27 protein-coding genes are annotated in these 26,420 nt (G+C 66.2%); 8 read left to right on the forward strand and 19 right to left on the reverse strand.

Features of this window, described 5'->3' with window-relative positions; all coding sequences use genetic code 11:
• Positions 1 to 69 precede the first annotated feature (69 nt).
• Positions 70 to 1,344: an MFS transporter gene (locus AU072_RS15975; protein ID WP_064414684.1), complete on the forward strand. Its 1,275-nt coding sequence runs from the start codon at positions 70 to 72 to the stop codon at positions 1,342 to 1,344.
• A gap of 13 nt (positions 1,345 to 1,357) precedes the next feature.
• Here the strand turns inward: AU072_RS15975 and AU072_RS15980 are convergent, their stop codons facing one another.
• Entirely contained in the window at positions 1,358 to 1,777 is a 420-nt protein-coding gene (locus AU072_RS15980) for a ChaB family protein (protein ID WP_064414685.1), read from the reverse strand.
• Between the two features lie 56 nt (positions 1,778 to 1,833).
• On the opposite strand from AU072_RS15980, the gene AU072_RS15985 reads away from it, so the two are divergent.
• A complete protein-coding gene (locus tag AU072_RS15985; RefSeq protein ID WP_407937608.1) occupies positions 1,834 to 2,568 on the forward strand; it encodes an IspD/TarI family cytidylyltransferase in 735 nt (244 codons plus the stop codon).
• Here the strand turns inward: AU072_RS15985 and AU072_RS15990 are convergent.
• From AU072_RS15990 to AU072_RS16015, 6 genes are all read right to left on the reverse strand, one after another.
• Positions 2,543 to 3,244, reverse strand: a complete 702-nt coding sequence (locus AU072_RS15990) for an IspD/TarI family cytidylyltransferase (RefSeq protein WP_235629907.1) — start codon at positions 3,242 to 3,244, stop codon at positions 2,543 to 2,545. The genes AU072_RS15985 and AU072_RS15990 overlap by 26 nt on opposite strands.
• A gap of 10 nt (positions 3,245 to 3,254) precedes the next feature.
• Positions 3,255 to 3,884: an Rv1363c family protein gene (locus AU072_RS15995; RefSeq protein WP_235629908.1), complete on the reverse strand. Its 630-nt coding sequence runs from the start codon at positions 3,882 to 3,884 to the stop codon at positions 3,255 to 3,257.
• Positions 3,881 to 4,846 carry an Rv1363c family protein gene (locus AU072_RS16000; RefSeq protein WP_064414713.1) on the reverse strand — a complete coding sequence of 322 codons (966 nt, stop codon included), beginning with the start codon at positions 4,844 to 4,846 and terminating at the stop codon, positions 3,881 to 3,883. Before AU072_RS16000 ends, AU072_RS15995 begins: the two co-directional genes overlap by 4 nt.
• A gap of 141 nt (positions 4,847 to 4,987) precedes the next feature.
• On the reverse strand, positions 4,988 to 6,454 hold the full coding sequence (locus tag AU072_RS16005; RefSeq protein WP_082680913.1) for a FadD3 family acyl-CoA ligase: 1,467 nt from the start codon (positions 6,452 to 6,454) through the stop codon (positions 4,988 to 4,990).
• Entirely contained in the window at positions 6,451 to 7,641 is a 1,191-nt protein-coding gene (locus AU072_RS16010; protein WP_064414688.1) for an amidohydrolase family protein, read from the reverse strand. The genes AU072_RS16005 and AU072_RS16010 overlap by 4 nt, the downstream gene beginning before the upstream one ends.
• A 262-nt stretch (positions 7,642 to 7,903) precedes the next feature.
• Positions 7,904 to 9,511, reverse strand: coding sequence for an AMP-binding protein (locus tag AU072_RS16015; RefSeq protein ID WP_064414689.1), 1,608 nt, complete (start codon positions 9,509 to 9,511; stop codon positions 7,904 to 7,906).
• A 90-nt stretch (positions 9,512 to 9,601) separates the two neighbouring features.
• On the opposite strand from AU072_RS16015, the gene AU072_RS16020 reads away from it, so the two are divergent.
• Positions 9,602 to 10,318, forward strand: coding sequence for an enoyl-CoA hydratase/isomerase family protein (locus tag AU072_RS16020; RefSeq protein ID WP_064414690.1), 717 nt, complete (start codon positions 9,602 to 9,604; stop codon positions 10,316 to 10,318).
• Positions 10,319 to 10,335: 17 nt separating this feature from the next.
• On the opposite strand, the gene AU072_RS16025 is transcribed toward AU072_RS16020, so the two are convergent.
• From AU072_RS16025 to AU072_RS16040, 4 genes are read right to left on the reverse strand one after another with little or no spacing between them, the layout of a single operon-like run.
• Positions 10,336 to 10,866 (reverse strand): VOC family protein, encoded by a 531-nt coding sequence (locus AU072_RS16025; protein ID WP_064414691.1) that lies wholly within the window; start codon positions 10,864 to 10,866, stop codon positions 10,336 to 10,338.
• Positions 10,866 to 11,885: a zinc-binding dehydrogenase gene (locus AU072_RS16030; protein WP_174523779.1), complete on the reverse strand. Its 1,020-nt coding sequence runs from the start codon at positions 11,883 to 11,885 to the stop codon at positions 10,866 to 10,868. The genes AU072_RS16025 and AU072_RS16030 overlap by 1 nt, the downstream gene beginning before the upstream one ends.
• A gap of 1 nt (position 11,886) precedes the next feature.
• Complete coding sequence (locus AU072_RS16035) at positions 11,887 to 12,690, reverse strand: SDR family NAD(P)-dependent oxidoreductase (RefSeq protein WP_064414692.1); 804 nt, start codon at positions 12,688 to 12,690, stop codon at positions 11,887 to 11,889.
• Positions 12,687 to 13,106 (reverse strand): nuclear transport factor 2 family protein, encoded by a 420-nt coding sequence (locus tag AU072_RS16040; protein ID WP_064414693.1) that lies wholly within the window; start codon positions 13,104 to 13,106, stop codon positions 12,687 to 12,689. Before AU072_RS16040 ends, AU072_RS16035 begins: the two co-directional genes overlap by 4 nt.
• Positions 13,107 to 13,190: 84 nt before the next feature.
• Here AU072_RS16040 and AU072_RS16045 point away from each other — a divergent pair, with 84 nt between their 5' ends.
• The 3 genes from AU072_RS16045 to AU072_RS16055 are packed head-to-tail and all read left to right on the forward strand — an operon-like array spanning position 13,191 to position 15,274.
• Complete coding sequence (locus AU072_RS16045; protein WP_064414694.1) at positions 13,191 to 13,613, forward strand: Zn-ribbon domain-containing OB-fold protein; 423 nt, start codon at positions 13,191 to 13,193, stop codon at positions 13,611 to 13,613.
• Between the two features lie 16 nt (positions 13,614 to 13,629).
• Complete coding sequence (locus AU072_RS16050; RefSeq protein WP_064414695.1) at positions 13,630 to 14,775, forward strand: thiolase family protein; 1,146 nt, start codon at positions 13,630 to 13,632, stop codon at positions 14,773 to 14,775.
• Between the two features lie 52 nt (positions 14,776 to 14,827).
• Positions 14,828 to 15,274: an Rv2576c family protein gene (locus AU072_RS16055; RefSeq protein WP_064414696.1), complete on the forward strand. Its 447-nt coding sequence runs from the start codon at positions 14,828 to 14,830 to the stop codon at positions 15,272 to 15,274.
• A gap of 9 nt (positions 15,275 to 15,283) precedes the next feature.
• On the opposite strand, the gene AU072_RS16060 is transcribed toward AU072_RS16055, so the two are convergent.
• Complete coding sequence (locus AU072_RS16060) at positions 15,284 to 15,892, reverse strand: TetR/AcrR family transcriptional regulator (protein WP_064414697.1); 609 nt, start codon at positions 15,890 to 15,892, stop codon at positions 15,284 to 15,286.
• A 182-nt stretch (positions 15,893 to 16,074) separates the two neighbouring features.
• Between AU072_RS16060 and AU072_RS16065 the strand changes: the two genes are divergently transcribed.
• A complete protein-coding gene (locus AU072_RS16065) occupies positions 16,075 to 17,355 on the forward strand; it encodes a cytochrome P450 (RefSeq protein WP_064414698.1) in 1,281 nt (426 codons plus the stop codon).
• A gap of 90 nt (positions 17,356 to 17,445) precedes the next feature.
• On the opposite strand, the gene AU072_RS16070 is transcribed toward AU072_RS16065, so the two are convergent.
• Entirely contained in the window at positions 17,446 to 17,853 is a 408-nt protein-coding gene (locus tag AU072_RS16070) for a hypothetical protein (protein WP_064414715.1), read from the reverse strand.
• Between the two features lie 78 nt (positions 17,854 to 17,931).
• On the opposite strand from AU072_RS16070, the gene AU072_RS16075 reads away from it, so the two are divergent.
• Complete coding sequence (locus AU072_RS16075; RefSeq protein WP_064414699.1) at positions 17,932 to 18,471, forward strand: Rv2253/PknI dimerization domain-containing protein; 540 nt, start codon at positions 17,932 to 17,934, stop codon at positions 18,469 to 18,471.
• 46 nt (positions 18,472 to 18,517) lie between these two features.
• Here AU072_RS16075 and AU072_RS16080 read toward each other — a convergent pair whose 3' ends face one another.
• The 6 genes from AU072_RS16080 to AU072_RS16105 are packed head-to-tail and all read right to left on the reverse strand — an operon-like array spanning position 18,518 to position 26,332.
• Positions 18,518 to 20,200: an MCE family protein gene (locus AU072_RS16080; RefSeq protein WP_064414700.1), complete on the reverse strand. Its 1,683-nt coding sequence runs from the start codon at positions 20,198 to 20,200 to the stop codon at positions 18,518 to 18,520.
• A complete protein-coding gene (locus AU072_RS16085; protein WP_064414701.1) occupies positions 20,200 to 21,534 on the reverse strand; it encodes an MCE family protein in 1,335 nt (444 codons plus the stop codon). Before AU072_RS16085 ends, AU072_RS16080 begins: the two co-directional genes overlap by 1 nt.
• Complete coding sequence (locus AU072_RS16090) at positions 21,531 to 23,027, reverse strand: MCE family protein (protein ID WP_064414702.1); 1,497 nt, start codon at positions 23,025 to 23,027, stop codon at positions 21,531 to 21,533. Before AU072_RS16090 ends, AU072_RS16085 begins: the two co-directional genes overlap by 4 nt.
• Positions 23,011 to 24,114 carry an MCE family protein gene (locus tag AU072_RS16095; protein WP_064414703.1) on the reverse strand — a complete coding sequence of 368 codons (1,104 nt, stop codon included), beginning with the start codon at positions 24,112 to 24,114 and terminating at the stop codon, positions 23,011 to 23,013. The genes AU072_RS16090 and AU072_RS16095 overlap by 17 nt, the downstream gene beginning before the upstream one ends.
• Positions 24,114 to 25,139, reverse strand: coding sequence for an MCE family protein (locus AU072_RS16100; protein WP_064414704.1), 1,026 nt, complete (start codon positions 25,137 to 25,139; stop codon positions 24,114 to 24,116). Before AU072_RS16100 ends, AU072_RS16095 begins: the two co-directional genes overlap by 1 nt.
• Positions 25,136 to 26,332, reverse strand: a complete 1,197-nt coding sequence (locus AU072_RS16105) for an MCE family protein (protein ID WP_064414705.1) — start codon at positions 26,330 to 26,332, stop codon at positions 25,136 to 25,138. The genes AU072_RS16100 and AU072_RS16105 overlap by 4 nt, the downstream gene beginning before the upstream one ends.
• Between the last annotated feature and the right edge of the window lie 88 nt (positions 26,333 to 26,420).

Here is a 26,420-nt window from a genome sequence, read left to right on the forward strand (position 1 = left end):
CGTTGTCGCACGACCGTGCGGAACCATGGAAAAGTCAGACTTATCAATCGCCGGCGAGAAAGGTTCGGTGTGCGTCCCTGGATCGTCTGGGCGACCGGCCTGCTGGCCTACATCGTCGCGGTTCTCGACCGCACGACGCTGGGCGTGTCCGGCCTCGATGCCGCAGAGCGGTTTCATGCCAGCCCGAGCGTGCTTTCGACGTTCGTCGTGCTGCAGGTCATCGTCTACGCCGCGGCGCAAGTGCCTGCCGGAATACTGCTGGACCGCTTCGGTTCCAAGACGCTCATCCTGGTGGGCGCCGCGCTGATGTCGGGCGGTCAACTCACTCTCGCGTTCACCGAATCGCTGCCCACCGCCATCGGGGCACGCGCGGTGGTGGGTCTCGGCGATGCCTTCACGTTCATCTCGGTCCTGCGACTCGTGCCGCACTGGTTCACTCCCCGCCGGGTTCCGCTGGTCACGCAGCTGACCGGGATCTGCGGTCAGCTCGGCCAGGTGTTGTCGGCGGTGCCGTTCTTCGCCGTCCTGGACGCCTGGGGCTGGACGACGGCCTACGTGTCGGTGGCCGCGGTCGGTGTCCTGTCGATGGCCCTGACCGCGGCGCTGGTGAAGAACACCCCGCACGGCAACGCGGTGGCGATCCACGCCGTCTCCGTGCGGGAGACGCTGGCCAGCGTCAAGACCGTCTGGTTGCGGCCGGGCACCCGTCTGGGGTTCTTCACCCATATGGGCACCCAGTTCTCGGTGACCGTGTTCGCGCTGATGTGGGGCGTTCCGTACCTGACCAATGCGCAGGGCCTGTCGGCCGGCGTGGCCGGGCTGATGTTGACGGTCTCGGTCGTGGCCGCCATTTCGGCGGGGGTGCTGATCGGCATCTTCACCGGGCGCCGACCACACCGGCGCTCCCGTCTGGTTCTGGCGATCATCGCCAGCAACGCGCTGATCTGGACAGTCGTGCTGGCGTTGCCCGGCAGGGCGCCGCTGTGGCTGCTCGTGTTGCTGATCGTCGTGATCTCGGTGGGCGGACCCGGCTCGATGGTCGGCTTCGACTTCGCGCGCACCTTCAACCCCAGTGCCACGCTGGGCACCGCTTCCGGCCTGGTCAACATGGGCGGCTTCATCGCCTCGCTGCTGGTGATGCAGGCGATGGGCGCCATCCTCGACGCGACGGGCGGTTTCTCCTCTGACGCGTTCCGGCTGGCCTGGACCGTGCAGTACGCGATCTGGACGTTCGCCGTCGTCGGAATCCTCATCACCCGGGGCAAAGCACGCCGGGTGATGAGGATCGAGCAGGAGCGGATGCTGCTGGAGGGGCTGGACACCCGCAGCGGCGGAGGCGACTGAGTCGAACGGTCCGTCAGCGGCCGCGAGCGGTCTCGCGCCGGTTGGCCTTCTTGATCGCTGAGACCAGCTCGTCCTTGTTCATCGATGAGCGGCCCGAAACATCAAGGCGCCGTGCGATTTCCATGAGGTGCTTCTTGGAGGCGTTGGCGTTGACGCCCTCGGCGGTGTCGCCCTTGGCGTTCGGGCCGCCGCTGCGCGCGCGCTGATCGGACGGGCCCTTCTCGGACTTGGCCTCCCAGTGGTCGCCCACCTTCTCGTAGCTGTGTTTGAGCGCGCTGTAGGCGACGCGGTGCGCGCGTTCGCCCTCGCCGTACTCTTCGGCAGCGGCGTCATGGGCCTTGGCGAAGGTCCGCTGGGCCTTGGCCTCAGACTTCTGCAGGGTGCTGGGCAGCTCGTTCTTGCGGGCGCTGCCACTCTTGGTCGTCTTGGGCATGCGAAAGGGCTACCCGGGCTGTGACGTGCCGAAACGATCGGTGCCAAGATACACAGGTGACTGTGCGGGAGCCCGAAGCGACGCCGTCCGCCGTGGCAGTCGTGCTCGCGGCCGGCCTGGGAACCAGGGTCGGCGCCGACGGCAACAAGGCCTATCTCCCTGTCGCGGGTCGACCGATGGCCGCGTGGTCGCTCGAAACGCTGACGAAAGTTCCGGATGTCGATCGCATCGTGCTGGTGCACCGGAAGGGCGAGCTCACGCTCGCACGGGACATGGTCGCACGCGAACTGCCCACCGCCGATGTGGAATTCGTCGAGGGCGGCGACACCCGGCATGGTTCGGAACTCAACGTCCTACGTCATCTGCAAACCGACATCGAGTCCGGTCGCATCGGCGTCGTGCTCATCCACGACGCCGCGCGGCCGATGGCCGGCGTCGAGATGTTCACCCGCGCGCTCGCGGTCGCGCGCCGATCCGGTGGTGCGATACCGGCGTTGCCACTCCGGGACGTCGTGACCACCGCGCTGCGGCAGCCGGCCGACGGGTCCACGCTTGTTCGGGTGCAGACACCGCAGGCCTTTCGGGCCGCACCGCTGCTCGCCGCGTACCGCAGCTCAGAACGTCACCGGTTCGAGGGCACCGATACGTCGTCATGCGTCGAGGCGTTCACCGACGTTGCGGTGCAGACGTTTCCGGGCGAGCCGCACAACATCAAGGTGACCTACGCCCGCGACATCGCGACCGCCGAACATCTTTTGACGACACTCAACGTGCGCCGCGGCCGGCGATGACGGCCTCGAGGAGGGGACCCTCGTGCGGGAGGTCGACCGTGACGGCCTCAGCGTCACCGTCGACCGTGACAACCGGCACGGCAGATCGGATCGCCTCGACGGCCTCGTCGAACTCCCCGACCGATCCGGCGATCAGCCGGCCGAGGTGCTCGGCGGCGAAACCCCGGGGAAATTGGACGGTCTGAAGCGTCGAGCGATCCAATGAGCCGGTGACGACACCGTGCTCGTCGATCGCCTTCACACTGTCGGTGACCGGCAGCACCGGCAGCACGGCGGAAGCCCCCAGCCGTATATGCTCGACGACCCGATCCCGCAGCTCCGTTGGGGTCAGGGGTTGCCGGACGTCGTAGACGAGCACGTGCGACGCCGAAACCGGCTCGGCCACAGCCCTTTCGAGCGCGGCGGCCAGGCACCGCGCGCGGGTGGCGGCGCCGGTGACCACCACGAGGCCGATGTCATCGGATCCGTCGCCGGCGAGTTGTGCGCGCACCTCGTCGGCGAGCTGCTCGGCGACCGCAACCACGACCGCGGCGGGACCGGCGACCGCTGCCCGACAGTCGTGCACGACGCGCGACAGGGGCGATCGGCCCGACACCGGTTCGAGCGATGCGGCAGCGTTGTCGGCGGCCGGCACCGTCGCCACCGCCGCGAGGGATTGGCCGGGAAGCGCCGTCACGGCGGTGACGCTACACGGGGTCGAACTTGTTGATCAGCCAGCGGCCGTCGGACTTGGTCAGTCCGACCTTGACCGCGCTCGCGGCGAAGGCGCCATCCGGGTTCTCCTTGCTGACCGTCGTCTGATTGACGAAGACCAACACCACCGCGGTGTCGGGATGCATCTCGGCCACGCCGGCTTCCACGACAGCAGCGCTGGTTTTGACCTGCTTCTCCTTGACCGCCGGGGTCACGATCTGCTCGGTGAACTGCGTGTAGTAGTTGAGGAAGTCCCCCGTCAGGTGCGACTTCGCGTTCGTGAAGTCCTGCTCCATCGAGTCCGGGGCATACGACAACAGCGCCACCGTGCCCGCCTTCGCCGCCTCCAGGGCCACTCTCTGAGCGTCGGGATCGGTCTGCTGATCGGCTCGGAATTGGAAGAAGTAGAGCCATGCGGCCACACCTGCCGAAACCACCAACAGCAGCGTCAGCAGGATCGCACCGAGATGCCTCCGCACCCCTGTCAGGGGTTTCGGGCGGCTCGTCTCGGCCGCTCCCGTCTCCTCGGCCGCCGTCGACTCCGCTTCGACGGCAGTCGATTCCGGTTCGTCGGAGGCCGCGGTCTTCACGTCGGCCTCGTCGGGTTTGGTTTCGGCGCTCACGGTACGAACTCGACTTTCGACATCTTGATCTGGTCGCCCTCGCGAACGAGATCCACCTTCAGGCGCCATGAGCGAGGCTCCTGATTGGCACCTGCGGTGTTGGTGACCCTCGAGGTGGCCGACACCAGCGCGGTGGCGTTGGTGTCGGTCATCGACGTCACCGCGGCGGTGTTGACGGTGACCTCAGTGACCACCTTGGATTCCTTGGCGACCCGGGTGAAGTCCTCGGCCTGGGCCTCGAAGTCATCCCTGAACTGACCCGTCGAGTTGTCGATGATGCGCTGCACGTCTTCCTGGGCCCTGTTGAAGTCCAACGACATCAGGGTCACGACGCTCTGCCGCGCCGCCGCGGTGAATTCGGCGGTTCGCTGCTGCTCCTCCTGCGCCTGCCGGTGCTGCCACACCATGAATGCGCTCGCTGCGCCGAAGGCCACGATGAGGACGACGGCCACCACCGCGGCAACGATCTTCCACCTGATCCGCGGCATCCGCAGACGACGGGATCGTTTCGGTGACTCGGCGTTGTCGGGCTCGGCCGAGTCGTCGGCACCGGTGTCGACGTCGGCGTCGACCGGTTCGTCGGCCTCGGTTGCCGCCGCCTCAGGGGCCTTCGGCTGGACCTCGCCGTCTTCACGGCCTTCTTCACGGCCTACTTCGATGTCCTCTTCCGCGACCTCGGCGGTGGTCGTCTCAGGCAGCGGCTCTTCGGCCGGCTCCGAGCCCGACTCGTCCCCAACCGTCGAGCCCTTGCCCTCAGCAGCCTGCCTGCGCAACCGGATCGCCTTGGCGCGAGCACGCGCGGCGGCGGCCATCGCCTCCGCCTCGGCCGCTTCGGCCTCCGCCTCCTCGGCGAGGCGAAGTGCCTCGTCCGAGTCTGCCGACCGCTGCGCAGGGTCCTCCTGCGGCGGCTTTTCGACGCGATCCGCGTCGATCACCGACTCGCGGCGCCTGAATGACGGCACAAGCGCCCTCCTTGTCTGCTTCACCACTTGCGAGAATGCCATTATCAATTTTTGAGTATCGCCGCGACGATACCTGCGTAGGCACCGCCCGGCAAACAACCGTCTTCCTGCGGAAATGCTATTTACGTGCTATGCATACGCTCAGCGGCGTTTGTCCAGAAGGCGGTCCTTCATCACCTTGCCGGTGGCGTTCAACGGCAGGCTGTCGAGGAACTCTACAGAGCGTGGCACCTTGAAACCGGCCATTCGTTCCCGGCTCCACGAAATGAGGTCCTCACCCGTAACGTGGCCGTGACCCGTGCTGAGCACGACGAACGCCTTCCCGACCTGCCCCAACCTGTCATCCGGGACCCCGATGACCGCGGCCTGAGCCACCGCGGGGTGCTCGAGGAGAAAGCCTTCGATCTCGGCGGGATAGGCGTTGAATCCACCGACGATGAACATGTCCTTCTTGCGCCCGACGATTCGCAGCCGACCCGACTCGGTGAACTCGCCGAGATCGCCGGTGTGCAGGAAGCCATCGGAGTCGATCGCCTCGGCCGTCGCAGCGGGGTCGTCCAGATAGCCCTGCATCACGTTGTAGCCGCGCACCAACACCTCGCCGTCGTCGGCGATGCGGACCTCGACGTCCTCGCACGGTAGGCCCGCGGTCGTCGCGACGTCCTCGGGGGTGTCGCCCGGGCGGGACAGCGTCACATTGCCGGCTTCAGTGAGCCCGTAGCCGGTCATCAGGCTTTCGAACGGCAACTCGTCACGAATCCGGCGGATCAGCTCCACCGGGATGTCGGCCGCGCCGGTCACGCCCGCCCGCAGGGATACGAGCCGTCCCTTGTCGGCCACGGTCAGCAAGGAGTGATACAGCGTCGGCGGGCCGGGGAGCATCGTGATGCGCTCGCGCTCGATCAGATCAACCACCCGGTCGACGTCGAACGCGGGCACCGGCAGCATCGTGGCGCCTCGTAAGAACGAGGCGACGAGTCCGGCCTTGAGCCCGAACGTGTGGAAGTACGGGTTGATCATCAGGTAGCGATCGCCCTGGCGCAGATCAGCCAGCGTCGCCCACTCCTCGTACGCGCGCAGCGTCTGGAGGTGATTCATCATCGCGCCCTTGGGCCGGCCCGTGGTGCCCGAGGTGAAGATGACGTCTGCGATGTCGGTACCCGTCAGGTCGGCGACGCGGTCGTCGAACGGTGCGCCGGTCGACAGGAACCCCGAACCGAGGTCGATCACCGGCACATCCGTGCTCACCGAATAGTCCAGGCCGAGGAAGTCCTTCTGCACCAGCACGGCCTTGGCGCCGCTGCGGCCGATGACATCGGCCGCCTCCTCCGGTTTGAACCGGGTGTTGACCGGGACGAGCACCCCACCGGCGACCAGCAGACCGAACGCCGCGACGATCCAGTCGGCGGAGTTCGGCGCCCAGATCGCCAGCCGATCGCCTTTGGCGATCCCGAGATCAGCGAAAGCGCCTGCCGCGCAACGTATCCGCTCGGTCAGCTCGGAGAAGGACAAGCGCAACGGACCGTCGACGACCGCTTCCGCGTCGCCGAAGCGGTCCGCTGCGCTCAAGACCATCTCGGGGATGGTCTCCCAGGGGCTTGACGTCACACGGTGACGAGGCGACCCAGGTTGCCGCCCATGATCTTCGCCTGATCCTCGACCGAGAGGTGTTCGAGCGCGGTGACGTAGTGCGTCGGTTCGGCCAGACCCTCCGGATGCGGCCAGTCCGAACCGTAGAGCACCTGGTCCACGCCGATCAGGTTGATCAGGTCGTCGATGCCCTCCTCGTAGAACGGGCTGACGAAGATGCGGTTCTTGATCTCCTCGATCGGGTTGCCCAAGAACGCCTCGGGCGCCTTCTTGTAGACCTCGGCCATCGAGTCCAGCAGCGGGAACATCCACTTCGAACCGGCCTCGACGATGCCGACCTTCAGCTTCGGGTGCCGGAACAGCGCACCGTGGATCACCCACGAGGCCACCGCGTCCTGGATCGGGCGCCACTCGTTGAGGATGGACATCGCATTGGTCTGGAACGGCAGCATCTCCTGCGCGACACCGTCCCATTCGGAGGTGTAGCGGGAGTAGCCGCTGTCCGAGGAGTGCATGCCGACAAAGATGTCGTACTCGACGCACTTCTCCCAGAACGGATCGAATTCCGGCAGGGCGAACGAGCGCGGACCGCGGAATCCGGGCACCGGCGCGGGACGGACCAGGATCGCTCGGGCGCCGCGCTTGACCGCCCAGTCCAGCTCCTCGATCGCCTTCTCGACGATCGGCAGCGTGATGACCGGGGTGACGAAGATGCGGTTCTGGTAGTTGAAGCCCCAGACCTCGTCGAGCCACTGGTTCAGCGAGTGGATGATGACGTGGATGGCGACCGGATCGTCGCGTAGCCGCTCCTCGATGAGGCTGGCCAGCGTCGGGAACATCAGCGAGCGGTCGACGCCGAGTTCATTCATCAGCTCCAGCCGCGGCGCCGGTTCGAAGAACGCCGGGATGGACCGCATCGGCTCACCGAACAGTTCGCGCTTGCTCTTGCCGTCGGGATTGCCGAACTTGAAGTACTCCTCCCACGCGCCGGGCTTGGCGACATGCGAGAAGGTCGGGTTGGGGATGTAGTTGCTGATCTGGCCCTTGATGGCGATCTTGGTTCGCCCGTTGACCTCGACGTACTGGACGATGTCCTTGTACTCCTTGGGGAGGTACTTCGTCATCGCCTCGGGCGGCTCGTAGAGATGGTTGTCCGCATCGAACAGCGGAAACGGGATGTCGACCCGGTGTGAAAGTTGTCCCATGGAACACTCCTTTTCTTCTCTGGAGAATCCTATTCTCATTGGTGTCGGGTACGCAACGTGCTGACGGTCTGATCGCGGTCCGAATTCGTTCGCGAGAGTCCCCGAATTCGTTCGCGAGAGTTACACCAGGGCTGTGGATCGGCCCCGATCACGACCCCGTTGTACGCCTCGCGAGAGCTACACCAGGGCGGTAGATCGGCCCCGATCACGACCCCGTTGTACGCCTCGCGAGAGCTACACCAGGGCGGTTGATCGGCCCGGATCACGACCCTGTTGTACGCCTCGCGAGGGTCGCGGCGCTGCTGGCTCGCACCTGCTCCCGTAAGACGAACTTCTGGACCTTTCCGCTGGCCGTGCGCGGATAGTCCTCGCCCTCGGGCACCTCGTGCAGTTCCTCGGGCCACTTCTGGACCGCGACACCCGCACGCTTGAAGTGGGCGCGCACCTCCTCGAGCGTCGGCATGCTGCCGCCCGAGCGGATGCGAAGCACCGCTGCGGTCCGCTCACCGAGCCGGTTGTCGGGCGCGGCGACCACGACGGCTTCGGCCACACCGGGCATACCGAGCAGCACCTCCTCGACCTCGAGTGCGGAGATGTTCTCTCCCCCACGGATGATCACGTCGGCCTTGCGGTCCGTGATGGTCAGATAGCCGTCCTCGTCGAGCACTCCGACGTCGCCGGTGTGGTACCAACCCTCGTCGTCGAACGCCCGCTCAGTCATCTCGTCGTCGGTGTAGCCCAGACACAGATCCGGTCCGCGCGAGAGGATTTCGCCGTCCTCGGTGAGTTTGATCTCCACACCGGGACGCGGGTCGCCGTCGGTGTAGAGCCGTTTGTTCTCGGGCGCGGTCGGCCGCGAGCCGGTGATGGACGGATGCTCGGTGCTGCCGTACGAACGGAACACGAAGAACCCCAGGTCGGCCAGTCGGCGCGTCACCGCAGCGGGGACCGTGGACCCCCCGAGGCCGACGGTGGTGAACCGGGAACGGTGCGCGTCGGTGCAGTCCGGATGGTCGAGCAGGCTGGTGACGAAGTACGGTGGCCCGCCGCCGATCGACAAACCCTGCGTCTCCATGAGTTTGAGCACCTTGCCGGGATCCCATACGTCGCACAGATCGATCGGGGCGCCCTCGAGCACCGGGATGAGGAACGCACCCAGCATTCCGATGAAGTGACCGATCGGCGTCGCCGTGAGTTGTCTCCCGCGGTCCTTGGGATAGTTCTCCAACAGCTGGCGGGTTTCGAAGCCCAGCGTCTGATGGCTGTGCACAACGCCTTTCGGCTTGCTCGTGGTACCCGAGGTGAACGCGATCAACGCCGGACCCGCCGGATCGGTGGCCAACGTGCCCGTCATCGGGTCGTCGTCGAGAAGTTCCTCGAAGCTGTGGACATGCTCCTCGCGCAAGCGCTCGTCGGCCCCCACCAGCGCCACGATCGGGACGTCGGCGGCCAGGTCGGGCTGGAATTTCATCCGGCCGAATTCGCGCGTGGTGATGAAGACCTTCGGCCGCGCGGTGGGCAGGATGTGGGCGAGTTCCTTGCGACCATAGAAGTGCACGATCGGCACCACGACCGCACCCAGGAAGGTGGAGGCCCAGAACGCGACCGCGGCCTCCATCCAATTCGGCAGCTGCAGCGCGACGACGTCCCCGGGACCGACCCCGCGCTTGTGCAGGCCGGCCGCGAGGCGACGGGCCTGCAGTTCCACTTCGGCGAATGTGCCCGCGAACGGACGCACATCTGAGTGCACCCAGAAACCGGTATCCGGATTGGCCGCCAGGTGGCGGGCCAACAGTTCACCGAGCGTGTCCCGGGTCCACCAGCCTTTCTCCTCGTAGCGTTTGGTCAGCTCGACCGGGATGTTGCGCATGGACTCCCCACACTCAGGCGGCTGCTCCGACTCGAGGCGATGCTATTCTCTGAAACCGAGAATGCCAATATCGCAAATGGAGAACGTCTGATGGTGGACCTCGAGTTCGACGACGGCTTGGCGGTCATCACCATCGACCGGCCGGAGGCCCGCAACGCGATCGCGCCCGAGACCATGGAGCAACTCGACGCCGCGCTCGACGGAGCGCAGGGTGCGACCGCGCTGGTGATCAGGGGTGCCGGCGACCGGGCGTTCGTATCGGGCGGGGACCTCAAACAGCTCGCCGCATTGCGCACCGAGGCTGACGCGGCCGCGATGGCCAGGCAGATGCGCGCCGTGTGCGATCGCATCGTCACGTTTCCCGGCGTCACCATCGCGGTGCTCAACGGTCACGCGCTCGGCGGCGGCGCGGAGTTCGCGACCGCGGCCGACATCCGGCTGGCCGCCTCGGACATCAAGATCGGCTTCAATCAGGTGGCGCTCGAGATCATGCCCGCCTGGGGCGGCGCTGAGCGGTTGGTCGAAATCGTCGGATACAGCAAGGCACTGCTGCTGGCCGGCACCGGCACCATCCTCACTGCCGAGGAGGCCCAGCGCGTCGGTCTGGTCGATCAGGTGCTGGCGCGGGAGTCGTTCGACGACGACTGGCGCGCGATCGCCCGCAAGCTCGCCCACCGGGCGGCCGGCGAGATCAAGCGGGTGATGAAGGGCGCCTCGACCGACGAGGCCGTCGACGCATTCGCGCGGCTGTGGGTGTCCGACGAGCACTGGGCAGCCGCCGACAAGGCGATGAACCGCGCCAAGTAGTCCGGCGCCCGTCGCGACTACCCGCCCAGCACGCGGATCGGGTCGCTGCCGTCCCAGTTCGCGGCGGCGTCGCGGACGAAGTCCGCCATACCGCTGGTGATCTCGGTCAGTTCCATGATCTCGATGATCTGTGCGACATGGGCGGGGCCGGCTGGTGGTTCGACGTAGGCGAAGCGGGTCCCGACGTCCTCGCCGCCCGACCACACGACCGGCCATCCCGCGTCAGCCACACTGCGCATGGTGGCATCGAAATCGCTTGCCCAGTAAGCGAACTGGTGGAAGCCCTCGCCGTGGGCGTCGAGAAACTCGGTGAAGACGCTCGGCGCCGCGCTGTGCTGCTGGATCAATTCCACCTGCATGTCGCCACTGTTGCTCAGCGCCAGCGACTGGGTGATCTCACACGGCTCGCCACGATACTGCGCGGAGAGCGTGAGATCCCGCATGACGAACCAGGGCCCGACACCGAGCTCGAGCCAACTCGCGATCGCTCGGTCGATATCGGTGACGACATAACCGATCTGACGGATCGAACCGGGAAGAATCCTCATCACACCTCCGGATGAACCACAATGCGCGGCGGCCCAAGCCCTTTGCGCACCTGATCGATGGCCTCGGGCACCTCGTCGAGACCGATCGTCGCCCCGATGCTCGGCGATGGGTCGAGGCGGCCGTCGACGACCGCGTCGAGCGTGCCGTACCAGTCCTGCGGGTGAGGTCCCCCGCCGAACTGGATCGTCACGCCCTTGTGCGTGGCAGCGGTGCAGTCGATGGTGCCCGCGTCGTACCATCCGCCCGCGGCGTGCACTCGCGCCAGGAATTCGCAGTTGTCGACAATGGTCTGCATCAACCCGTGGGCGCCCACACACTCGAAGATCACCTGCGTGGTCTGAAAACTGTTGGCGCGAAACGTCTCCCGCCACACCTCGTAGGGGTCGCGCTGCGCCGGGTTGACGAGCACGTCGGCGCCGAATTCGGCGGCGTAGCGCAGACGGTCGTCGCTGTAGTCCGACACCACGATCGGGGCCACGCCGCGCGCCTTGAGCGCGGCAACCGTGGACAGGCCGATGGCGCCCGCGCCGATAACCAGGGGAAGATCACCCGGCCCCACACCCGAGCACCGTACGTAGTACTCCCCCACCGCGAACGCGTCCACCAGCGCGACCGCGTCGTTCGGCGCGCCGTCGGGCACCCGTCGCGACATCATCTCCGACACCACCATCAGCTCTCCGAACGCGCCGTGGGCGTCGGGATGGTGACCGATCACCAGTGGCTCCTGGCCCGCGCGGATCAGGATCGGCATGCTGGTGACCCGTGTTCCGACCGGGAAGTCGCCCGAGCAGTCGGGTCCGTGACCCACCACTTCACCGACGAATTCGTGGCCCATCACGGTGTCGCGGTCCGCATCCCATAGGAACCGGGGCGACGAATTCGGATGGTCCATGTAGTGCACATCCGAAGCGCAGATCGCCGCCGCCAGCGGTTTGATCAGCAGCTCCCCAGGCCCGGGTTCGGGATCGGCCGTCTCGCGGACGTCGAGCTTTCCGTCGCGCAACACCACCGCTCGCATCTCAGTCCTTTCTCTTGGCGGCGAAATCGGTTGAGGCCGCACTGATCATCTCGACCAGAGTGCGCCGGTCGACCGTCCAGACCTGAGATGCCATGGCGCGGTTGTTCTCGCCGACGACGTAGGTGGGCCCGTTGCCGATGTTCGCGATGATCTCGGCGGCGACGTCCTGCGAGCGCATCTGCGTCTGCGGGTCGTACTCGACACCCATCCGGGCCAGCGCCGGGGTGTAGGTCATGCCGAGCGGCGTGCAGCAGACGTCCACGCCGTGCGGCCGCAGCTCCGCCCACAGCCCCTCGGCGAAGGTGTGTTGGAACGCCTTCACCGCCGAATACACGGCCAGCGTCGCCGATCCGGCCAGGCAGGCCAGTGACGCGACGATCACGATGCCGCCGCGGCCGCGCTCGGTCATGGCGGGTCCGAAGTGGCGGGCCAGCGCCATCGGCCCGACGCAGTCCAGCGCGACCTGTTTGAGCGAGTACTCGAGGTCGTTCTCCAGGAACGTCGTCGTGCGGTCCGAGGCGCCGGCGTTGTAGACGACCAGCCCCACCTCGAGGCCAGCGGTTGCGGTGGCGACCTTGGCCACCATGTCGGGGGCGGTCAGATCCTGCACGAGAACATGCACCTGGACGCCGTGCCGATCACGCGTCGCCGCGGCGACCTGGTCGAGCAGAGCCCCGTTGCGCGCGATCACGACGAGATCGAGCCCGCGCGAAGCCAATTGGTCCGCCATCTCGGCGCCGATGCCCTCCGACGCCCCCGCGATCACCGCCCACGGCCCATACCGCGCGGCGAACCCGGTGCTCACTGCGCCACGCCGGCCGCGCTCATCACTCGCGCGATGTTGGTGGTCCGCTTCACGATCCGCCAACCGTCCGGAGTCTGAACGAGCTCGTCGTCGTAGTGACCGAGCGCGTCTATCCAACTCCCGTCGTCGTCGGGCACGGCCTTGAGCACGGCGTGCACATAGGACCGCGCCGTGGCCCGGTCGGCCTTGATGTCGACGACGATGTTGGAGATGCGGTGATACGTCTGCCCCATGCCGCCGTGGATCTGCTCCATCAGCGTGGTGAAGGCGTCGGCGTCGGTGAAAGTCCCCAGATCGCCGTAGTCGATGTTGACCTCATCGGCCCAGCACGTGCGGAACAGCTTCCAGTCTTTGAAGTCGATTCCGGTGGCGTAACGAATCAGGATCTCGGCGATCTGCGCTTTGTCGGCGTCCACATCGGGGAGGCTAGCAGCGAGTTGACCGCTTGACGACCCCGGTTCTCTCTAGACGAGAACGTCATTTCCAGTTATCGTCGGCGCGTGCCGACACAGCAAGTGGCGCTCGCGCCCGAAATCTCGACCTGGCCCGATGACAACCCGCAGCTGATCGGAAGCCGGTGCGGCGCGTGCGGCGCCACCGCCTTCCCGGTTCAGCAGCGCTGCCCCAGGTGCAGTGCCGGCGACATGTCCGAGCTCAAGCTGCCCCGGCGCGGCACGCTCGTCGCGTGGACGACGCAGGGGTTCCCGCCCGGCGCGCCGTACAAGGGCCCCACGGGCAACGACTTCGTGCCGTTCGGCGTCGGGTTGGTCCAGCTCGAGGACGTCATCCGCGTCGAGGGCCGTCTCACCGAGAACGACCCCGCCAAGCTCGAGTTCGGCATGGAGGTCGAGCTGACGATGGTGCCGTTCACCACCGACGACGACGGCAACGAGGTCGTCACCTTCGCCTTCAAGCCCGTCTAGACACAGGAGCACCGGAATGACAAACGACGTGGCGATCATCGGCGTGGGACTGCACCCGTTCGGCCGATTCCCGAAGACCGCGATGGAGATGGGCGCTGAGGCGATCCAGTCCGCACTCACCGACGCCGGCGTGGAATGGAAGGACATCCAGTTCGGCTTCGGCGGCAGTTACGAGGTGTCCAACCCCGACGCGGTGACCCGGCTCGTCGGGCTGACGGGCATCACCTTCACCAACGTCTTCAACGCGTGCGCCACCGCCGCCAGTGCGATCCAGCAGACCGCGGACACCATTCGCCTCGGCAAGTACGACATCGGGATCGCGATCGGCCTGGACAAGCACCCGCGCGGTGCGTTCACCGACGATCCCGCGAAACTCGCGCTGCCGCAGTGGTATGCCGAGAACGGCCAGTTCGTCACCACCAAGTTCTTCGGGATGAAGGCCAACCACTACCTTCACAAGCACGGCATCTCGCAGGCCACCCTGGCCAAGGTCGCGGCCAAGAACTTCCGCAACGGCGCGTTGAACCCGAACGCGTTCCGACGCAAGCCGATCCCCGAAGAGGAGATCCTCAGCTCGACGGTGCTGAACTATCCGCTGACGCAATACATGTTCTGTGCGCCCGACGAGGGCGCCGCGGCGGTGATCATGTGCCGCGGCGACATCGCGCACCGCTTCACCAAGAAGCCGGTCTACGTGCGCGCCACCGAGATTCGCACCCGACGCTTCGGCGCCTACGAGGTTCACGCGACGTCGGCGCCGCTCGACGAGGATGCCTCCCCGACCGTTTATGCCGCCAAGGCGGCGTATGAGGCGGCGGGCCTGGGACCGGAGGACGTCGACGTCGCACAGCTTCAGGACACCGACGCGGGTGCCGAGGTCATCCACATGGCCGAGACCGGCCTGTGCGCCGACGGCGAGCAGGAGAAGCTGCTCGCCGACGGCGCCACCGAGATCCACGGTTCGATACCGATCAACACCGACGGCGGGCTCATCGCCAACGGTGAGCCGATCGGGGCCTCCGGGTTGCGGCAGGTGCATGAACTGGTCCGGCAGTTGCGCGGCGAGGCCGGCGACCGTCAGGTCCCCGGCGAGCCGAAAGTGGGCCTGGCGCAGGTGTATGGCGCACCGGGCACCGCATCGGCGACGATCCTGTCGGTCTGATGCGGTTGGCGATTCGCGACCTGGGTCGCGCTCATCGTTCTAAGATCCGGAAATGATCTTCGGTCGCTCGGCCCGTATCGCTTTGCCGGCCCTCGTGGCGGCAACCGTGGTGACCGCCGGTGGCGTGCTGTCGGTCAGCGCGCCCGCGGTGGCGCAGGATCCCCCACCGCCGGTGCTGCACAACGTCAAGTACTCGGTGTTCTCCGAGCAGCCGTTCTACGTCGACATCTACTACCGCGACGTCGATCCGCCGAACTGGGCCGCCTACAGCCACAACCCGTACCAGTTCAGCCCGAAGGTCGAGGCGCAGGTCGGCCCGGACCAGCAGTGGAACCTCGACGTCCAGCTCGCCGATCCCGACCGGTGGGCGATGGTCGCAGCGACCAGCGGTGCCGGCGAGGCGAGGCCGAACGTCCACTGCGTGCTCGCGGTGGACGGCGTGGTGGTCGCCACCCATCAAGGACCCAAGGGTGCGCTCTGCTCGATCCGGAACTGGTGAGCCTCGTTCTCACCCCGCCGTGAGCGGTTCGCCCTCCAGGCGGCGAATCCACTTCTCGCAGAAGGCGAATGTCTCCGCGTGCCCGGTGGTCATGCCGAGTGCCCGCTCGACCACCAGCGCTTGGGACACGCTCGTCGCGAACACCGTCCACACCACCGGCGGAACCTCCTCGGCGTCGGCGCCGTAGCGTTCGAGGACCGACGCGATGGCCTTGTTCTGCTCCTCGCGGAAACGTTCGGCGTAGTAGATGATCTCGGCCCGTAGCGCCTTGCGGTGATTGGCCAGGCCCATGAACTCCATCGTGAGCCGGGTGGCCTCCGGTTGCGTGCTGAACCGCCACAGCGCCCACAGCGGCTGGGGCGACGCGAGTGCCTCGGTGAGCGCCTTCAGACCCGCCTCGGCCATGCGCCGGAAGACGGCGAGGAAGAGGTCCTCCATTGTCCGGAAGTAGTAGTGCACGAGCTGCGGCTTGAGCCCCGCCTTGTCGGCGACGCGTCGCGATGTCACCGCGGCGTAGCCCTCCTCGAGCAGCAATTGCTCGGCGGCATCCAGCAGCACGCCCCGGTTTTTCGCGTCTGGGGCCCCGATACGCCGCGTGGGCCCAGAAACGCCAGTCATTCGATCACTTCTCTTCCCGCCCTTCCGACACGCCGATCGTAGTGGCGCCCCGCCGTCCGATCTTGACCACGACCTTAACCCCATGCTAAGCAAGTGCTCAGCATATTCAGCCAGATTCACGAGCGGCAGCGTCCGCTCTCCATCACGCGGGACAGCGTCGACCCCTGGAGGGCTCACACACCATGACCACAGATTTCGATTCGGTTGACTACTTCACCGATCCCTCCCTCATCCCTGACCCGCACCCGTACTACGACCACATCCGCTCGAAGGATCCCGTCTGTTGTCCGATCAACAACGGCGTGCTCGCCGTCACCGGTTGGGAGGCCGCGAACAGCGTCTACAAGGACAGCGAGAACTATTCGTCCTGCGTCGCGGTCATGGGTCCGTTCACGCCGATACCGTTCACGCCCGAGGGCGACGACATCTGCGAACAACTCGAGAAGCACCGCACCGAGATTCCGTTGTTCGAGCACATGGTCACGATGGACCCGCCGCAGCACACCGATGCGCGCTCGATCCTGGCCCGGCTGCTGACCCCCAAGCGCCTCAAGGAGAACGAGGACTTCATGTGGCGGCTGGCCGACCGCCACATCGACGAATTCATCGCCGACGGCAAGTGTGAGTTCCTCGCCGCGTACGCAAAGCCGTTCTCGCTGTTGGTGGTTGCCGACCTGCTCGGCGTTCCCGAGGAGGACCACGACGACTTCCGCGAGGCATTCGGCGCCGAGCGCCCGGGTACGAACATCGGCGGACTCGACCACGAGGTGATCGCGACCAATCCGCTCGAGTGGGCGGATGAGAAGTTCGCGCGCTACATCGAGGAACGTCGTGAGAACCCACGCGACGATGTGCTCACCTCGATCGCCATCGCGAAGTATCCGGACGGCTCCACGCCCGAGGTCGTCGATGTGGTGCGTACAGCGACCTTCCTGTTCGCCGCCGGCCAGGAGACCACCGCGAAGCTGCTCGGCGCCGCGATGCGGGTGCTGTCCGACCGGCCCGACATCCAGCAGCAGTTGCGCGACGACCGAAGCCTGATCCCGGTGTTCATCGAGGAGTGCCTGCGGATGGACAGCCCGGTCAAGAGCGTGTTCCGGATGGCCCGCAAGACAACAACACTCGGCGACACCCCGGTGCCGGCGGGCACGACTGTGATGGTCAGCCCCGGGGCGGCCAACCGCGATCCCGAGCGGTTCGACAATCCCCACGAGTTCCAGTTGGACCGCAAGAACGTCCGCGAGCACATCGCGTTCAGCCGCGGTATCCATTCCTGCCCTGGTGCACCGCTGGCGCGTGTGGAGGGCCGCGTCTCGATCGAACGACTCCTCGACCGGTTGGGCGACATCACGGTCGACGAGGAGAAGCACGGATCGATCGACGACCGCCGGTACGTCTATGAGCCGACATTCATCCTGCGCGGGCTCACCGAGATCAACATCGAGTTCAAGCCGATCGGCTGAGCGTCACCACGGTCGCCGAAACTGCGGAGCGATCACACGATCCGCAGGTTCGGCGTTCCGTGTGCAGTCTCGGGCAGTCGGCGCGAGACTCTACAGATCCCCGCGCTCCCAGTAGCTGCGCCCGTCCTTGGAGACGCAGGTGAGGAAGAGACCGTCCGGCGCCTGAGCGACCTCGCCGTCCATCGACGGGCACAGATCGTTCTCGAGCTTGACGCCGTGCATCTCCGGCGAGCGGAACCAGCGCGGCTCGTAGCGGCGCGGAGAACCGCAGAACACCAGCCGGCCCCACGACGTCACGCCGAACGCGTAGTACGTCGTGTTGTTGCAGTAGGACCCCAGCACGACGCCCGGCTGGATACCCGGTGTGCAGTTGGGGCTGTTGCATTCGGCGCCCGGCGGCGGCAGCGGCGGCAACGGCGGCTGCGCCTCGGCGGTCGGCGCCGTGAGCATCAACGCGGGGGTAGCCAGGGCAGCAAACACTGCGGCGAGGGAACGCACGGGCACATTGTTCCATACGCGCACAAGGAAATTCTCCCTTTCGGAGAGGGCGGCTACCGACCGCGATAAGCTGCATTCATGCGTGGATTTGGCGTGGCCGCCGGAGCGGTCGCAATCGCTGTGGCCGGAAGTCTGAGCACCGCGACAGCGGCGCACGCCGACGATTTCGCCGACGACTATCAAGTCGCGCTCAACGGCACCTTTCGGGTGATGTCGGACGGGCAATGGGCGAAACGCGGTATGCGACCTGGTGGCGCCGACGTCTTCATCAAGCAGCAGACGGTCGAGCAGACCTGGACGATCAACACCACGTGTTTCAGCCCGATCGAATGCAGCGGCACCGTGCAAAGCGATCTCGGCTGGACCGGCACGATCCGGCTCAACGACTACTGGTATGTCGACCACGACATCCCCAACTGGTTGCCGTGCCCCGACGGCAGCTTCGCACCCGGTCACCAGAAATTCATTCTGTTGGGCTGGAATCCCACCATCAACCAGCGGGTCACGCATAACGCAACGTTCTTGATGGGCCGCGATTCGACCAAGAGCCCGAGCGGCGCGTGCGGCGCCAATCAGCCTCTCGTGATCGAGATGCCCGTCAAGGCTCAGAAGATCTAACCGTCGCCTACCTTCACGGAGTTTCCCGACCGGGGCGCTCCCCCGGTCAGGTCGGCATCAGGTCCTTCCACGACTTCGGCTCGTTGCTGGCAAGATTCGTCTGCCGAGGCAGCAAGCCGTCGGGCGTCATGTACTGACCCGTCTCCGGATCGTAGTGGGCGACGGCCACCGACGGTCCCCCGGAAGCGTTGCCGCTGTGCGCACTCGGCGCCACGGGCGTCGCCCCACCCGCCACAGGCGGCCCCGGGATCGGCGTGCCGTTGATCGAGTTGCCGGGCGGCGGAGGCGGTGCCACCGGATCCTGGATCGGTGCCGGGGCAGCAGCGGGTGCCGACGCCGAGCCATGTGCGGTCCCGCCTGCCACCGGGAGCGGTGGCGGCGGCATACCCGGTGGCGTTCCCGCGGGCGCTGCGCCCGGAGGCAGCGGAGTGCCCTCCACCGGTGCATAAAGCCGCTCGGAGAAGTCCACCCGGTCGTCGGGCGGGATCCCCTGTGATATCAGGTTCGGATCGAGGGGGTACGCACCGAGGGTGTGCTGACGCAACGCCAACGGCTGATAACCCTTGGGGTCGTTGCACAATTCGACGGTCGGCGCCCGCTTGCCGGGGTGCTCCATGCAGGGGTAGTTGCGCGCGCCACGCACCGCGATCGGCGAATCCTGCGGCAACTTGCAGTAGAGCCCGTCTGGGGTGTCGATGGACGTGGTGTCCTCTGGCGAGCGCCAACTCGACGGCGGCAGGAATCCGACCGTGCAGGGTGGGGGGTCGCTGATGGTGAGCGCGAAATCACCCATCGGGAGGCCGGTGGGGTTGTTCTGCGGAAGCCCGAACGACTGCTGTGCGGCGATGATGCCCGGGAAGATGACCAGCAATTGCTCCAGCGACGGATTGTAGGTGAGCAGAGTCTGGCCCACGGTGGTGAGATTCGCCAGCAGGATCGGCAGCGTCGGCTTGATCTGATTCAGCAGCGTCGAAACCTCCTGCGCGAAGCCGGGCCCCTGCTGAAGCAGCGTCCGGATCTGCGGATCGTTCTGCTGAAGCTGACCGGTCACTCCCGCAAGGCTTTTTGCCCAGGTGCGGATCTGCTCGGCGGTTTCGGCCTGGGAATCCAGCAGCGGCCCGCTGTCGTCGATGAGCCCGCGGGTCTGGTCGGAGACGGTGTTGGCTTCGGCGCTGATCTTGGCCGCAGAGTCCACCAGGGATTGGAAATCGGGACCGGCCCCGTTGAACGCCTTGAACGACTCGTCGAGCAAGTCGGCGATCCGGTCCGACGGGATGCTGCCGATCAGTCGGTTGAGTCCCTCCAGTACCGGGCCGATCTCTTGCGGAATGATGGTGTCCGCGACAGGAATTCGCGACCCGTTCTGCAAGTAAGGCCCAGAGTCGGTACGCGGCCGCAGGTCGACGTACTGCTCGCCGACGGCGGAGACACTGCGCACTTCGGCCTGCAAATCTGCAGGGACCTTCGGCGATGTGTCGAGCGACAGCGTGGCCTCAGCCCCGTTTTCGGTCAGGGCCACGTCGGTGACCTTGCCGATCTGCACACCGCGGTACGTGACGTTGCCGAAGCGATAGAGGCCACCCGCGGCGGGCAGTTCCATCTTCACCGTCAACCGGCCGACGCCGAGCAAGGTCGGCACCTGCATGTAGACGAACAGCATCACCGTCACACCCACGATCGACGCGATCGTGAAGATGATCAACTGGTTTCGAACGAAGCGCGTCAGCATCAGCCACCCCCTCCCGGGGTCGGTTGGGGTTGCACGGGCGGCGCCGCCGGGACCGGCGGCGTCGGGGCTTCAGCCCCGTACGGACCCGCGAAGACCTCCGATGTGGTGGTCGCCTGCGACAGCCACGGCGCTGCCGGCGGTGGCGGCGCCACCGGCAACAGCGGTTGCGCCACCGGAGGCGGCGCCGCGGGGGCCGGTGTGCCTTCGGCAGGCGGCCCGGTCGGCGGCGGGGCAACCCCGAGCGACATCGGACTGTACGAGTAATTGAGGTAGTACGGGTCCCCGGGGGCCGGTATCAATCTCGCGTTCTCGTCGCCCCACCGGGTGCCGAGCAGAAGCGTCCGCTTGAGCCGGGGGTACGTGAGATCGAAGCTCGCATAGAGGTTGATGTAATCCCCGCGGGTGATCCGATCGGCGAAGGTCGGACCGTACGGGAACGCGGTCGCCCACAGCAGTGCGAGATTCAGGTCGGGTCCGATGTCGGCAAGCGCGCCGAGCGCGGGCCCGAGGTTCTCCAGATCCTTGACCAGGTCGTCGCCGGCATCGTTGACCAGGCCCGCCGCGGTGTCCCCGAACTGGCCGAGCTTCTCCAGCGCGGCGGTCAGATTCGGCCGTTCCTTGATAAGGACGTCGAGCGCCGGCGGAATCTCTTTCAGTGCGCGGTCAATCTTGTCCCGCTGACCGGCGAATGTGCCCGCGACGCGGTTGAGTTGCTGGATCGAGGCGATGATGTTGTCGCGCTGGCTGTCGAGCACGCCGACGAAATTGTCGAGCCTGGTCAGCAATTCGCGAATCTGCGGTTCACGTCCGTTCAAGGCGGTGTTGAAGTTGTGGATGACATCGCCGATCTGCCCGAGTCCGCCGCCGTTGACCACGGTGGCCAACGAGGACAGTGTCCGCTCGGTCGACGGATAGGTCGACGAGTCGCTCAGCGGGATCGTGGCACCGGCTGCGAGCCGGCCCTCCGGCTTTTCGCCCAGCGGCGGATTGAGGGCCAGGTGCATCGAGCCGAGCAGGCTGGTCTGCCCGACGGTGGCGACCGCGTTGGCCGGCACCGTCACGTCGGGTTTGACCGAGATCTCGACGTCGGCATGCCAGTTGTCGACCGTCATTTTGCGGACGCTGCCGACGACGACGTCGTCGATCAGCACCGGCGAGTTCGCCTCCAGCGTCGCGACATTCGCTACCTGGACATGGTAGGTAGCGGCGTCCGGGCCGCGGCCGACCGCGCCGGGCAGCGGCAGTGAATTCACACCTTGGAACGAACAGCCGGTCACCATCAGCGCCAGGGCGGACCCGGCGACCGACCATCTCTTCACGGTTCGGCGGATCATCGTGGCGGCGCCCCTTCTGCAGGCAACAGGGGTGTGTTCGGCGCGACCGGCGCGGGTGACGGCGGAAGCAGCATGCCCTCCACGGACTTCGGCGGTTCCGGTTGCGCGGGCAGGTTGCTCAACACGTTGGGCGGCCCGGGTATCGGCGCGCCGGGGAAAAGCGCCGGGGACGGAATCGCGGGCGCATCGGGCCCACCGCCGGTATACAACCCCGGCGGGCCGGGCGGTTGGTTCCAGCCGGGAGGCGGCGGTACATCGCCCACACCGGTGTAGGCCGACACTGTGGGGGGCGGTTCTGGCGGGTCACCCGGGCCCGCAGCCCCTGGCGCGAGTTTCGGATCGGTGATGATCTGCCGATCCGGGGTGACCGCGGGCCGCAGGTAGGCATTGATCGGCAATGGAACGTTGTTGACGTTGAGCAGTCGCAGCGCCGGGCCGAGGTATTGCGCGCACAGCTTCGCGGTCTCGGGTGCGGTGACGTTCGCGACTGCCCCGACCATGCCGCAGATCATCTGCACCGGGTTGTTGAAGTTGACCAACGCGAATGCACCGGTGACCGATCCGCCGTTGGGATAGAAGATGTTCTGGAAGTTCGCGATCGCGTTCGGTGTGATGTGCAGGACATTCTCGAACGCCAACTTGTGGTCGACCAGGATCTGAGTGAGGCTGCCGAGTCGCTGAATCTGCTCGGATGTCTGGTCCCGGGTGCCGACGACGAAGCGCTGCACCTCTCCGATCGCCGTCGAGAGATTCGACAGCGCCGCATCCAGGTCGGACCTACTGTTGTCGAGGACGCTGGAAAGCGTCGCCAACCGGTTCTCGAACATCACGATCTGCTGCTTGCTGTCGCGCAGCGCTGAGACGAAGGTCTGCAGATTCTTGATGATGTCGACGATGTTCCCGCTGCCTTCGGCGAAAGTCCTTGCCACACCAGATAGTTGGGCCAGCGTCTGGCGCAGCTTGTCGCCGTTGCCGCCCATCGCGTTCGCCGCGCTGTCGATGAACCGCGACACCGAGGTATCCGACACACCGGTCTGCGGTCCCAATTCATCGGAAAGCCGCATCAACTGGGTCTTGACCTCGTCCCACTCCACGGGCACCGCGGTCCGGTCACTGGGGATGACCGCCCCGTTCTTCATCGTCGGCCCGTCGCCGTTGCGGTACGCCGGAGTGAGTTGCACGTAACGTGCCGCCACCAGATTCTGCGCAACGATCACGGCCTTGGCGTCGGCCGGAACCGGCACGCCACGATCGACTTTGAGGGTCATCTTGGTTTGGGTGCCCTCGGGTGTGATCGACTCGATGGTGCCGACCTGGACACCGGACACCCGCACCTCGTCGCCGGGGTAGATGGCGGTCGCGGTCGGAAAGTACGCGGTGATCGTGGTCGGCCCGAAGAACACCTGGCGCACCAGGAAGGCCGCGCCTGCGATCAGACCGATGGCCAGCAGGATCGCTGTGCTGACCACCAGGCGCTTACGGGTTGCCATCATCGGGAAGATCTCCTGGCTGCGGAATTCCGTTGAACGGGAACGGCAATTCGGCCCGCGGGCCGGCCTGGTCCGGCGGTTGGCCTGCATTCATGCCGCGCCGGAACCCGAATGCGTAATCGAGGAACGGCTGCAGAATCTGACCGAAGATCAGGTTGGGCACGAGCGCGTTGTAGTAGGCGCCGTTGGCGACGATCTCGCCCTGCGTGAGGTAGTACTTGGCCGCGCCGGGCAACATCTTGGCGAGGTTGTCTCGGTTCTTCTCCAGCATCGCTATGACCGTGTTCAAGTCCTTCAGCGCCGGCGCGAGTTCCGCCTCGTTGTCGGCCACGATGCCGGTCAGCTCCTGCGACACCGCCGAGGTGGCGCGCAGCAGGCTGGTGATCGCGTAGCGGCGCTCGTTGAGCACGGCGAGCAGATCGTTGGAGTTGAGGATCAGCTCGTTGACCTGCCGACTGCGCTCGGCGAAGATCCCGGTGACGTCGCCGGCGGTCCGAAGGAGTTCGGCCAGGCTTTCGTTGCGGTTGTTCAACGACTTGGACACCCGTGACAGGCCGTCGAACGTCGGACCCAATTGCGGCGCAACCTGATCCAGGGTGGCCGCAAGGGTGTCCAACGACTGGTTGAGAGTCTGGGTGTTCGTGTCGGCGGTGTTGGCGGTCAGCTCGCTGACCGCGTCGGTCAACGAATACGGCGACGACGTTCGCGATGTGGGGATCGGCTTGGTGCGGTCCAGGTTGCCGCTTCCGTCGGACTCCAGCGCCAGCACGCGCTCACCGAGCAACGTCCCGGTGCGGATGTGGGCGGTGGTGTCGGAACCGAGCGCGTACTTCCCGTCGATGGTGAAGCCGACCAGCGCATCGCCGTTCACCAACTCCACCGACGAGACCGAACCCACCTTGATACCGGACACCGTGACGTCGTTACCGGTCGTGATCCCGCCCGCCTCGGTGAACAGCGCCTCGTAGCGCAGCGAGGTCGCCCAGGAGATGAGCCGTTCCGGCTGCAGGCCGATCGTGATGACGAGGACGATGAGGACAACGCCGATGAAACCCGCCCTCATCAGCTGCGCACCGCGGTACTTGAGCATTACTCGTCCACGCACCTTCCCGTTTCTTGGCGGATCCACGGGAACACCACGGTGCGGCCCTCCAGGTCGCTCGCCCGGAACGTGACACCGCAGATGTAGTACGGGAAGAACGCCCCGTACGAGCCGACGCGCGCGAGCTTGCGGTAGATCTCGGGCAGGCGCTGGATCGTCGCGTCGAGGCGATCCAGGTCGTTGTTGACGAACGGGGCCAACCGGGCCAACTGGTCGACCGTGTTGTTCAACGGTGCCCGCCCGCGGCTGAGAAGGTCTGCGAGCGAGGTGGTTCCGTTGTCCAGGGATTCGATCGCGGTGCCGATCGGGTCACGGTCGGCGGACAGTCCCTCGATGAGTTGGCTGAGCCTGTCGATCGCGCCGGTGAATTCGTCACCGTCCTTGGACAGGGTGTCGAGCGTGTCGCGCAGGCTGTCGATCAACTGCTCGACGATCTGATTGTTGTCCGCCAGAGAATTGGTGAACGACGACGACTTCGAAAGCAGTGATTCCAGGGTACCGCCCTGGCCTTGCAGGATCTGGATCAGCGAGCTGGTGAGCCCGTTGACATCCTCGGGATTCAGGCCCTGGATAACGGGTTTCAGGCCGCCCAGCAGCAGGTCGAGGTCGAGTGCGGGTGCGGTGCGGTCGGCTGGGATCTGGGCCCCCGCGGGCAGGATACGGGCCGAGTCAGGCGTATCGATCAGTTCCAGGTAGCGGTCGCCGACCAGATTGAGATAGCGGATCGCGGCCTTGGTGCCGGTCGTCAGCTTGGTGTTGCGGTCGGCGTCGAATTCGACCAGAACCTTCCTGTCGGCCTGCAGCGACACGCCCTTGACGGTGCCGACGCGGATGCCGGCGATACGCACGCTGTCGCCGGCCTTCAGCCGGGACGCGTCGACGAAGACGGCCGAATATCCGTCTGTCGAACCGGTTCTCGACTCACTGAAGACGACGAACAAGAAGGCGGTCAGCACCGCCATGATCACCCCGAAAATGCTGAACTTGATCAGCGTGCCCACTGAACGCGTCATCCCGGCATCCCAATCTGCGCGGTGTTGCGCGGCGGTCCGGGCAGCGGCCCGAACAACCAGTTCTTCAGTCCCTCGGAGTTCAGCAGGATACCCCCGTTGCCGTACTGGTTCGGGTTGGTACCGACGTCACCGACGATCATCGGCGGCACGAACTCGGGCGGCAGCTCGGGCAAGCCGAGTTCTGTGCAGTAGTCGCGACCGCCGCTCGACGCGGCGACCTTCGGCAAGTCGCGCGGATAGCGATAGCGCTCGACGCCGAGCGTCAGACCCGCGTTGACGATGACGCCCGAGTACTGCGGACCCGACTTCGAGAACGGAACGAGGCCGCCAATGCCGCACCACAACGAGGCCTTGTTCCTGTTGAGCAGTTCGGCGGTCGGCACCAGGAGGTGTGTTACGTCGGTCAGGCCCTGCCGATTTCCACCGATCACGTCGTTGCCGATATCGGCCAAACCTATTGCGCTGATCAAGAACTCGTCGAGGTTGTCCTGCTGGTCGACGATCGAATTGCTGACCTCCGTCGTGTTCTCGATTGTCGACAGCAGGTCCTGGGACCCGTCACCGTACGCGGTGAACGCCGGCACCGCCGCCTCGATGTCGTGCGCAAGGTTCGGCAGGCTCGGTTCGATCTTCGCCAGCAGGGCGTTGAAATCCTCCAGCGTCTGACCGAACTTCTCGCCCCGCCCGTTGAAGGCGGACGCGATCGCACCGAGTGTCTGGTTGAGCTTGGCCGGGTCGATCTTGTCGAGGACCTGAACCAGTTGCTGGAACACGGTATTGACCTCGACGGTCACATGCTTGCTTTGGATGACCTGCCCGGCGCGAAGTCGGTCCGCCGACGGGTCCGTCGGCGCGTTCATCTGGACGAACTTCGCGCCGAAGACGGTCGTCGAGGTGATGTCTACGTCGACGTTGCCCGGTATGAGCCGCAGCGCGGACCGATCCATCGCCAGGTGAAGCGCGGCGGTGCCGTCGGGACGCTCCTCGATCTTCTCGACCTGACCAACCTGGACGCCCCGCATCTTCACCTTGGCGTCGGGGTTCATCACCAGGCCCGCGCGGTCCGAAATCACCGTCACCGGAACGGTATCGGCCCAGTCCCCGCGGAACAGGCTGATGGCCAGGGCGATGATCAGGCCGACGGCCACGATCAAGCCCAGACCCGTCAGGGGGCGAACGACACTGCTCTTCATCGGCGCGACCTTATCCCGACAGGTTGAAGTTGCCGTTGGAACCGTAGATGGACAGTGACACCAGCAAGGTGACCGACACGACGACCAC

This window comes from Mycolicibacterium novocastrense, from assembly GCF_001499835.1.
GTDB lineage: Bacteria > Actinomycetota > Actinomycetes > Mycobacteriales > Mycobacteriaceae > Mycobacterium > Mycobacterium novocastrense.